Source organism: Sphingomonas sp. NFR04, assembly GCF_900114095.1.
GTDB lineage: Bacteria > Pseudomonadota > Alphaproteobacteria > Sphingomonadales > Sphingomonadaceae > Sphingomonas.
The window spans coordinates 127,247-137,181 of record NZ_FORV01000010.1 but is presented as its reverse complement, the minus strand read 5'-3'; the positions used below and the strand labels follow the sequence as shown (position 1 = coordinate 137,181).

9 protein-coding genes, 1 tRNA gene, 1 rRNA gene and 1 pseudogene are annotated in these 9,935 nt (G+C 67.0%); 4 read left to right on the top strand and 8 right to left on the bottom strand.

What is annotated here, in order from left to right:
- The first annotated feature begins 60 nt into the window (after positions 1 to 60).
- The 3 genes from rrf to BM009_RS21460 all read left to right on the top strand — a co-directional run bounded on the left by rrf (position 61) and on the right by BM009_RS21460 (position 1,534).
- Positions 61 to 175 (top strand): 5S ribosomal RNA (rrf, locus tag BM009_RS21470).
- Between the two features lie 90 nt (positions 176 to 265).
- Positions 266 to 342, top strand: a tRNA-Met gene (locus BM009_RS21465).
- A 163-nt stretch (positions 343 to 505) separates the two neighbouring features.
- Positions 506 to 1,534 (top strand): arginase family protein, encoded by a 1,029-nt coding sequence (locus BM009_RS21460; RefSeq protein WP_139216708.1) that lies wholly within the window; start codon positions 506 to 508, stop codon positions 1,532 to 1,534.
- 307 nt (positions 1,535 to 1,841) lie between these two features.
- On the opposite strand, the pseudogene BM009_RS21455 reads toward BM009_RS21460, so the two are convergent.
- The 8 genes and pseudogenes from BM009_RS21455 to BM009_RS21420 all read right to left on the bottom strand — a co-directional run.
- Positions 1,842 to 2,239, bottom strand: a pseudogene (locus BM009_RS21455) (alpha/beta fold hydrolase); the annotation flags it as partial.
- A 164-nt stretch (positions 2,240 to 2,403) separates the two neighbouring features.
- Positions 2,404 to 2,598 carry a YbdD/YjiX family protein gene (locus BM009_RS21450; RefSeq protein ID WP_093299524.1) on the bottom strand — a complete coding sequence of 65 codons (195 nt, stop codon included), beginning with the start codon at positions 2,596 to 2,598 and terminating at the stop codon, positions 2,404 to 2,406.
- 3 nt (positions 2,599 to 2,601) lie between these two features.
- Positions 2,602 to 4,647 (bottom strand): carbon starvation CstA family protein, encoded by a 2,046-nt coding sequence (locus BM009_RS21445; protein WP_093299521.1) that lies wholly within the window; start codon positions 4,645 to 4,647, stop codon positions 2,602 to 2,604.
- 236 nt (positions 4,648 to 4,883) lie between these two features.
- Positions 4,884 to 5,858 (bottom strand): proline iminopeptidase-family hydrolase, encoded by a 975-nt coding sequence (locus BM009_RS21440; protein WP_093299518.1) that lies wholly within the window; start codon positions 5,856 to 5,858, stop codon positions 4,884 to 4,886.
- A 279-nt stretch (positions 5,859 to 6,137) separates the two neighbouring features.
- Positions 6,138 to 6,647, bottom strand: coding sequence for a Ros/MucR family transcriptional regulator (locus tag BM009_RS21435; RefSeq protein WP_093299514.1), 510 nt, complete (start codon positions 6,645 to 6,647; stop codon positions 6,138 to 6,140).
- Between the two features lie 333 nt (positions 6,648 to 6,980).
- Positions 6,981 to 7,931 (bottom strand): alpha/beta hydrolase, encoded by a 951-nt coding sequence (locus BM009_RS21430; protein WP_093299512.1) that lies wholly within the window; start codon positions 7,929 to 7,931, stop codon positions 6,981 to 6,983.
- Entirely contained in the window at positions 7,928 to 8,518 is a 591-nt protein-coding gene (locus tag BM009_RS21425) for a 3'-5' exonuclease (protein ID WP_254772404.1), read from the bottom strand. Before BM009_RS21425 ends, BM009_RS21430 begins: the two co-directional genes overlap by 4 nt.
- A gap of 13 nt (positions 8,519 to 8,531) precedes the next feature.
- Complete coding sequence (locus BM009_RS21420; RefSeq protein WP_093299509.1) at positions 8,532 to 9,200, bottom strand: O-methyltransferase; 669 nt, start codon at positions 9,198 to 9,200, stop codon at positions 8,532 to 8,534.
- 94 nt (positions 9,201 to 9,294) lie between these two features.
- On the opposite strand from BM009_RS21420, the gene BM009_RS21415 reads away from it, so the two are divergent.
- Positions 9,295 to 9,933 carry a TetR/AcrR family transcriptional regulator gene (locus BM009_RS21415; protein WP_093299507.1) on the top strand — a complete coding sequence of 213 codons (639 nt, stop codon included), beginning with the start codon at positions 9,295 to 9,297 and terminating at the stop codon, positions 9,931 to 9,933.
- Positions 9,934 to 9,935: the final 2 nt, after the last annotated feature.

Here is a 9,935-nt window from a genome sequence, read left to right as displayed (position 1 = left end):
CTTTGACAGTGCACGATTTGAAAACCCCCTGTTTCCCCAAACGCCACACCCGCTTCATTGCTTGGTGGCCATAGCGTCTGTGACCCACCCGATCCCATCCCGAACTCGGCCGTGAAACCAGACAGCGCCGATGGTACTATTGCTCAAGCAATGGAAGAGTAGGTCGCCGCCAGGCATTGAAGCCGGTGTCGCGTTCGGACCTAAGGAAACACGGAAAACCCATTCACATGTCCCCCGTTCGCCCTACCAAGGGCACCAGCATTGGCGCGGGGTGGAGCAGCCCGGTAGCTCGTCAGGCTCATAACCTGAAGGCCGCAGGTTCAAATCCTGCCCCCGCAACCAACCACAAAAGCCGCTGACCCACCCAGGTCCGCGGCTTTTGTTGTTTCTGCGCTCCGCACAGCGACCGCCCACCCATAGCCGGCGCACCCCCGCTATCACCACGCATCCGCCCGATACCACCGGCCCGCAGAAATCACGTGCGCGTTCTTCGTGCGGCGCAACGTTGCGCGCCGCCAATATCTGGAGCGTGCCAAGGCTGGCGGCCGTCGGCAGCTTGGGAATAGCACAGGCCATCGCTGCCGTCCCACAGCTGAGCGATCTCTCTCGCAAACGTCCCGATCGCTGCGCCGATTTGCCTCTCAATCGAATGGTGCCGCCGACCGTATTGTGCGTTGTCTCCGGGATGTCTCCAATTGACGTAATTCTCGCGCCGTTTCATGCAGGTACGCAACGTCGCCGCGTCGGCAACGGCCCCGATCGCTTGCTTGAGACGGGTCTAGTGAACCGTCTTCGCTGCAACGGTCGCGACGTCCGGATCGTAGAATTGGGATCGGTCGATGCCTTCGAAGGGGAGATCGGTCGCACGTTCGAGGTCAAACGCCGTGTCGCGTCTGCGGTGGCGGCTGCGGTTGGAAACGGCCGGTTTCCGCTGGTGCTTGCCGGCAACTGCAACACCAGCGTCGGTGTTCATGCGGGGCTGGGCGATCAGGACATAGGCGTCGTTTGGTTCGATGCCCACCCAGACTTCAACACGCCAGACGAAATGGCGAGCGGCTATTTCGACGGCATGGGCGTGGCAACGCTCGCCGGGCAATGCTGGCACAAGCTGGCCGCTTCCATCGCCAGCTATGCGCCGTTGCAGCTTTCTCGCTTGGTTTACTGCGGTATCCGGGATTTCGAACCCGGACAGCGCGAGAAGGTCGAAGCCCATGGCATTCGGGCGGTGTATGGCGGTTCGCGCAAACCCGATGACTATGCGGATGCGCTTGGCTTCTGCCTGAACAGCTTCCCGCCCAAGGCGTTGGTCCACCTCGATCTCGATTGCCTCGATACGTCCGTAGGGCACGCAAACGGCTATGCCGTGCCTGGCGGGCTTAGCGCTACCGACCTGAACGCGTGCCTGATCCGCCTCGTCGGCCAAACATCGCCAGTCGCCATGACGATTGCTTCGTTCGATCCCGACTATCCAGGAAGCGACGCCATCGCCGCCGCCGGTGTCGACGCCGCATGGATTGTCGCGTCCGCCATCTGACCGATCCACAATTCGACATGTACGGGCGGATCAGACCATAGACTGAACATTCCCGCAGGCTGGACCTGGTCGAACCAGAGGCGACGCTCGCTTCTTCCTTCTTCCGCCATCGCCGGGGCGCGCAGGCACGCCTCTTTGAAATGCGCGACGAAGATCGCGTCCGCATCGACCCAGGTGGCCCGGCGAGGGAGGCCGTGGAGGACGTCCCGGCATGGTCGATCAGCGGATCGAAGCGGGCAGCGCGCCGGGGCGTGCGCACCGGACGCGCTGCCTGCAAAGCCGTCGAAGGTGCTGTCGCGCCGAGCGGCTAGCTGCGGACGAACGCCAGCAGATCCGCGTTAAGGATATCGGCATTGACGGTGAGCATGCCGTGCGCGAGGCCCGGATAAAGCTTCAGCTCTGCCCGCGGCATCAGCTTGGCCTGGAGCGCGGCGGCGTTGCCATAGGGAACGACCTGGTCATCGTCGCCCTGCAGGATCAGCGTGGGAACGGTGATCGCCTGCAGGTCGGCGGTCTGATCGGTTTCCGAAAAGGCCCTGATGCCCTCATACTGGGGGTATCGACCTGCGCCTAACGGCCATGCCCGCGTCGATCATGCGCCACGACGCGGAAGCCGTGCCGCAGGAAGAACAGCATCTGCGCGTCCCAGTCATCGGACGACAGGGGCCAGCCATGATGGAACATGATCGGCTGCGCGGCGCGGGGACGCCGGCGGCATAGGCAGGGTCGACCCTCGCGAACACGTCTAGCTGCCGTCGATGATGAACTGCGGAATGCCGTACATTGCCGCTGCGATGTTGCCGAACAGGCGGGCGCGCTGCTGCGCGTCGAACATGTGGAATACTCGAGGCAGCGCGGCGGGGCTGCCGTCAGCAGCAGCGCCCCTTGCCGCGGCCATAGCGTTCGCGCTGGCGCGCGGCGAAGAAGGCGGCGCGGGATTGCGGCGGCTGGTCAGGGTGGCAGGCCGCCATGTGGGCCAGATAGCGTTCGTAGGAGGGCACGCCCGCGATCAGGCCGATCGCCTCGCATGTCCTTGTCCAGACCGCCTTGGAAAGCAGGCGCATGGCTCAGGCGCCTGCCGTGCGCGGGAGTTCGTGGACAGTCGGCCGGTCTGCCCGCCGCGCCGCGAGGCAGGCCCGCACCGCGAACAGCAGGGTCGCCAGCACCACCGCGAGGAACAGCCCGCACAGCGCGGCGTCGACCAGGTCGTTGAACAGGATGCGGCGCATCTCGGCGGCCGACTTGGCCGGTGCCAGCAGCGCGCCGCGTGCCATCGCCTCGCGGACGCGGGCGGCATGGGCGAGGAAGCTGACCCGCGGATCCGCGGCGAAGAGCTTGAGCCCAGCCGCCGCCACCGTGCAGGCGAGCAGCCACGCGGTGGGGAGCAATGTCACCCAGGCATAGCGATCGCGCTTCATGCGGAACAGCACCACGGTCGCCAGCATCAGTGCGATCGCGGCGAGCATCTGGTTGGCGATGCCGAACAGCGGCCACAGCGTGTTCACCCCGCCGAGCGGTTCGGTGACGCCCTGGTAGAGAAAATAGCCCCAGGCGGCGACGCAGAGCAGCGTGCCGACCAGTGCGGGCACCGCGCCGGTCGCGTTGCGGAAGCTTGGAACGGCGAGGCCGATCAGGTCCTGCAGCATGAACCGTCCGGCGCGGGTACCGGCGTCGACGGCGGTGAGGATGAACAGCGCCTCGAACAGAATCGCGAAATGGTACCAAAACGCCATCATCGCGCGGCCGCCGAGCATCCGGCTGAAGATGTCCGCCATCGCTACCGCCAGCGTGGGTGCCCCGCCGGCGCGGCTGATGATCGTCGTCTCGCCGACGTCGCGCGCGGTCGCGGCGATGGTCTCTGCGGCGATCGGGAAGCCCATCGCGGTGACCGCAGCGGCAGCGGTCTCGGGCTGGGTACCGACGACCGCGGCGGGGCTGTTCATCGCGAAATAGATGCCGGGATCAAGGATCGAGGCGGAGATCAGCGCCATCACCGCGACGAAGCTCTCCATCAGCATCGCGCCATAGCCGATGAAGCGCAGGTCGCCTTCGGACGCGATCAGCTTGGGCGTGGTGCCACTGGCAATCAGCGCATGGAATCCGGAGACCGCGCCGCAGGCGATAGTGATGAACAGGAAGGGGAACAGCGTGCCCGACCAGACCGGGCCGCTGCCGTCGACGAAACGGGTGAGCGCCGGCATCCTGAGCGGGGGCGCGACAAGGACGATGCCGATCGCCAGTGCGGCGATCGCGCCGATCTTGAGGAAAGTCGAGAGATAGTCGCGCGGGGCGAGCAGCAGCCACACCGGCAGCAGCGCGGCCACCGCGCCGTACACCACCAGGATCCCGCACAGCTGGACCGGCGTGTAGCTGAACCAGGCGGCGAGCGCGGGGCTAGCCGCAACCTGCTGGCCGTAGACGATCGCCGCGAGCAGCCCGACCAGCCCGATCAGCGAGGCCTCGCCGACACGGCCCGGCCGCAGGAAGCGCATGTAGACGCCCATCACCACGGCCAGCGGCACCGTCGCGGCGACGGTGAAGGTACCCCAGGGGCTGTGCGCCAGCGCGCGCACGACGATCAGCGACAGCACCGCCAGGATGATCACCATGATCAGGAAGGTACCGACCATCGCGATCGTGCCCGCCCAGGCACCGAGCTCCATCCGCACCATCTCCCCGAGCGAGCGACCGTCGCGGCGCACCGAGAGGAACAGCACGAGGAAGTCCTGCACCGCGCCGGCCAGCACCACCCCGGCGAGGATCCAGAGCATGCCCGGAAGATAGCCCATCTGCGCGGCGAGCACCGGGCCGACCAGCGGCCCGGCGCCGGCAATGGCGGCGAAATGGTGGCCGAACAGCACGTTGCGATTGGTGGGCACGAAATCGGTGCCGTCGGGACGTCGCACCGCCGGCGTCGCCCGCGCGGGATCGACCTGCGCCACCCGGCTGGCAAGGAAGCGGGCATAGAAGCGATAGGCGATCAGATAGACCGAGACCGAGGCGACCAGCACCCACAGCGCGCTGATCGGTTCGCCGCGTGCGCTCGCGATCACCGCCAGCGCCGCGGTGCCGGCCAGCGTGACGAGGATCCAGAGCAGCTTTTGGAGAAGCATGGGCATTTTCGTTTCCCTGACCGGCGCCGATGGCGCTCGGTCCATCGAAGGGGACAGTCCTAACAGCGTCTTTCGGCCGGCGTCACCCTTTGCGGACGACGTTGCGCGCACCAGGCCACCAGCAGTTCGCCTTAATCGACAGGACGTTAGCGGGACAGGCTTGTCGGTGCAGGCCGCGGCACCCAGCAGGCGATGGTGGGCGGATGGACCGGAGCGGGGCCGAAGCCCCGATCGGCTCAGGCTTCGGCGAGAAAGCCGCGGAGCAGCGCATTATACTGGTCGGGCTTTTCCACCATGGTCAGGTGCGAACAGCCGCTCAGCACCGCCAGCCGTGCGGGGCCACCCAGGCCGTCGCGCAGCGTGGTGTGGCAGTCCATCGTGATTTCGTCGAACTCGCCCGTGGTCAGCAGCGTCTTCGTGGTGATCCGCTTGAGATCCTTGCGGCGATCCCAGTCCTTGATCTTGCCGACGATGGTGAACTCGTTGGGGCCGTTGAGCACGCGATAGGCGATCGATTTTGACAGCGCATCGAAGCTCGCCAGCGCGTCGGGCGTGGGCGGCACGCGGAGCACGAAGCGATCGTAGAATTTCTGGGCGAGCGCGGCATAGTCGGGCGTGTCGGACTTGCCTGCCTCCTCCAGCGCGCGCAGCTGCGCGGCGAACCCGTCCGGCATGCCGTCGATCAGCCGGTGCATGCCGGCGATCACCTGGGGCACGCTGGCGAAGGCGCCGCCCAGGATGAGTCGCTCGACACCCTGGCCGCGGCCCTGGCAGAGATACTCGATCGCCTGCAGCGTGCCCCAGCTATGGCCGTACAGCACCACCTTCTGCAGGCCGAGCGCGGCGCGCACCGCATCGACTTCGTCGACCGAACGCTGGATGGTGTAGATGCTCTCGTCCTGCGGCGCGTCGGCCTTGCCGCAGCCGAGCTGGTCGTAGAAGATCACCGGGCGCTCGTCGGCAAGCGCCTGCATCGACAACAGGTAATTATGCGCAGCACCCGGGCCGCCGTGCAGGGTGAGCAGCGGCGTCTTGCCGCCCGACCCGAACCGGCGCCAATAGATCTTGCCGCCCGGCACCGCGGCATAGCCCTCGCTGCTTGCGATCGCGCCCGTTGCCGCGCCGGCTTCGGCGCCAACCAGGCCCGAAGCCGCCAGCGCGACCCCCGCCTTGAGCGCAGATCGTCTCGTCCAGCCCGTCGTCTCGCGCAAATCAATACTCCCGGATGTGAACGGAGCCGGAAGGCCACCCGTCCGATATCGCGGCACACTGCTACAGTCCCGCTGCGGATTCAAAAGAGGCGCTACCATATTTAACCGGCCGGACGGCCTTGTTGCTGCCAGTCTGGACGCGGCATTCCCGCGCATGGGGACGTCATCGGCGGCGCCGGCCACCACTCCTTTGACGCGCGATCGCCCGAGCGGGTATCTGGACGAGGGCCATGGCCGCGCGAACCCGGGCGCGGCGGCCCGGGTCCGCGCGGCAGCGGCTCAGTCGGCGGCAGCGACCCGCGCGCGGGGCTTGCGTGCCGGTTTCGCCGCCGGCGTATCGGCCGCAACGTTGCGCGCCGCACGCCCCTTGGCGCCCAGCCCGATCTTGTGCGCCATGGCGCGGCGCTGCTCCGAATAGGTCGGCGCCACCATGGGATAATCCGGCTTGAGATTGTAGCGTTCGCGATATTCCTCGGGCGTCAGGCCGTGCGTGCTCAGATGCCGGCGCAGGGTCCGGTACGGCTTACCGTCGATCATCGAGATGATATGGTCCTTCGACGCGAGCGACTTGCGGACGGAAACGGCCGGCGTGAATTCTCCCGACGGTGCTTCGTCACCGGCAACGTTAACCCCCGCGGCCTGACCGGCGAGCGCAATCACATCTGCATGCATCTGCCGAAGAAAGGTGGAGACATCCTCCATCGTCGCGCGATTATTCGGATTGGAAAGCCAGGCGATGGTAAGATCGCTTGCCAACTCAACGGGATCGGTGTTGATCTGCTCAGACATACTGCGTCCCTCTCATTTTGGGCGGCTTGGTGCCATCGCTATATGTATAGCGAGGTGCCACTTTCGTCTTCCAAAATATGGTGGGAGACACAAAACGATATTGGTCCGGCATCTCTTGCGGAACGGCATTTCTCGCGCTGACACGCGTAGACGAATATTGAAACGCATTTAGAATGGGCCACCGACAATTGGGGGTCCGCGGTGCGATGAATAGCAGCGGGCGCACATAGAGGCTTCGAGGCCCGCTTGGGTTTCTCATTCCTCCGGCGCGGCAGCTTCTGAGGGGCAACAGGGGTTCTGCCCGACGGACATATGGCTTCCGGATAGCCGGAATCAGCGGCGGGTCGCGTCCGCCGCCTGATCCCGCCAGATCCAGCGCAGCACCTCGGGCAGCAACGCGCCGCCTTCGGCATCCGAATGCCCTCCGGCCGTCCATGCGTAGCGCACGTCGTAGCGGGGCCCCGGCCGCTTCTCGGCATCGGCATGCGCATTGGCCCATTCGAGGCTCTTCAGCATCTGCTGGTTGGCGAGGAACCAGTTGCCATGCTCGTTGTCGAGATCGTCGCGGCCGTCCTGCAGGAAGACGCGCAGCGGCCGGATCGGGCTCTTGCGGATCAGTCCTGGGTAGATGTCTCCGCCATAGGTGCGCGGCTGCCCGTCGGCGCCCAGCGTGAGGCCGATCGAGGTGTAGCTGCCGATGCAGCTGATCACGTTGCCGAATGCCTCGGGGTGCCGCCACGCCAGGGTCCAGGAGGCGATCGCGCCGCTGGAGGTGCCGCCGACCGCGCGCCGCTTCGGATCCGCCGAAAAGCGCCAGCGCCGCGCCACCGCGGGCAGCAGCTCGTCGAGCGTCATCCGGGCATAGGCGTCGGACAGTGCGTCATATTCTTCGACCCGGTGGTCCGGGTTCTGCATGCCGAGGGTGTCGGGATACTGCGCCGATCGGTTGCCGGGAGTGACGAACACGCCGAGCGTCGCCGGGATGGCGCGCTGGGCGATCAGCGCATCGAGCACCGCCGGCACCTTGAGCGAGCCATTAGGGTTGGTCGCGCGCTGGCCGTCCTGGAACAGCAGCAGATTGGGCGGCCGCGCCGGATCATAGCCGGCGGGGACATAGACCCAGTAGCGCCGCACCGTGCCGGGATAGACGCGGGACTGGAGTTCGAACGGCCCTTCCAGGCGGCCGTGCAGCGGCGCGGCGGCGGTCTCCTGCGGCGGCTTGGCGATCGCGGGCGCCGCCACTGCCATCAACGCGCCGGCGAGGAGGAGGGTCGAACGTATCATGCTTGGTCTCCTGCGAGATGCGCCATCGCGGCCGCCCGCACGGCGAGCCAGCGATCGCGCTCTTCCTGCGCATCGGCGAGCGCGCGGTGGGCGGGCGGCGCGCGATCCTGCATGTCGGCATGGACCAGCAGGTCCTCGATCGTGGCGTCGAGCAGCGCCGGCGGCACCCGGGCTTCGAGCACCGCACGCGCCGTCTCGCGCCATGCCGCCTCGGTGTCGCGCAGCCGCAGGCTGTGGCGCGGCAGCCCGGCGGCGCGGAGCAGCGTGCTCAGCCATTTGCCATCCCAGCTGGGCGCGCTGGCGAGCAGGTCGTGTCCGGTGAGCTGGTCGAGCATCCGCTGCGCCACTGCGTCGTGCGGCTCCCCATCGGCGAGCAGGGTCGGGCGGGGGATGTGGTGGATCGCCTCGGCGGCAGGGTCCCAGTCGTCCCAGTCGGGGGCGGGGCGGATCAGATGGGCTTCCGACCGCCCGTCCTCGAACACCCACGCCACCTCGATCGGGTAGCTGCGCTTGCCCAGCGACGAGGCCTCGAAGTCCAGAAACACCAGCATGGTCGCGATAACGACAGCGAAGCGCTTCGACTTCAAGGCTTTTCGTAGCTCAGCGGAGCCGGATCGACAGCTCGACCTCGTCATTGAACGGCATCGACATATAGCCGCCCGCGACCTTGCTCACCCGCTCCAGATAGTCGGGGCAATGATCGACATTGTCGGCGAGCAGGATCGCGCCGGGGCGCAGCCGCGGCTCCAGCAGGTCGAGAATGTCGGCATAGAGCGCCTTGGCGCCGTCGAGCAGCACCAGGTCGATCGTCTCGGGCAGGTCGGCGGCCAGCGTCTGCAGCGCGTCGCCCTCGCGGAAATCGACCAGGTCGTCGAGGCCGGCTTCGACGAGATTGGCCTTGGCGCGGGCGATCTTCGAGGGTTCGAACTCGGTCGCGATCACCCGGCCGCCGCCATTGTCGCGCAGCCCCGCGGCGAGGTGCAGCGTCGAGATGCCGAACGACGTGCCGAACTCGACGACGTTTCGGGCGCCGGTCGCACGCGTCAGCATGTAGAGCAGCGTGCCGACCGCCGGGGACACCGGCAGTGCGAAATCGCCGAGCCGGGCGTAGAGCGCGGCATAGTCGGTCTTGCTGCGCAGCAGGCGATGCTGTTCCTCGATGCTGATGCCGGCAAAGGCAGGGGCGAGCTCGGGCCGGTTGGCGTCTGTCTCGGCAAACAGGCGTGCGATCAGGGGCGCCACCGGGGCGCTGGAAAGCGTAGTCGTCATGGGGGTTTGCTCCGATTGCCGACGGGATCTTGCCGGCACCGCCAAAATACGACTAATCCGTCAGCTTCGCCTATTCGCATTGCCGAGAAGCCCCATGGCCGCCACCCGAACAACGCCGATTCACGCGCGAAAACGCCCCAAGCAGCAGCGCGCGACCCAGCTGATCGAGGCGGTGCTCGAGGCCGCTGTTCAGGTTTTGATGGCCGAGGGCGCGCAGCGTTTCACCACCGCCCGAGTCGCTGAGCGAGCCGGGGTGAGCGTCGGCTCGCTCTACCAATATTTCCCCAACAAGGCGGCGATCCTGTTCCGGCTGCAGGCGGACGAGTGGCGCCGGACGACCAGCCTGCTCTCCGGCATTCTCGAGCAGCGCGACGTCCCGCCCGCGGCGCGGCTGCGCCGGCTGGTCCATGCGTTCGTCCGGTCCGAATGCGAGGAGGCGGCGATCCGGCTCGCGCTGGCCGATGCCGCGCCGCTCTATCGCGACGCGCCCGAAGCGGTGGCGGCCAAGGGCGAGGCGGCACGGGTCTATCGCGCCTTTGTCGAAGAAGCATTGCCCGACGCCCCCGAAGCCGATCGCCATTTGGCGGGGGACCTCATCAAGATGACGCTCAGCCAGGTCGGCGCCAGCTTCTCCGCCACGCCGCGCGACGAGGCAGAGATCGTCGCCTGGTCCGAGGCGATAGCCGACATGTTCCTCGCATATCTAAGCGCGCTCCGCGCCAAAACCGGCTAGGG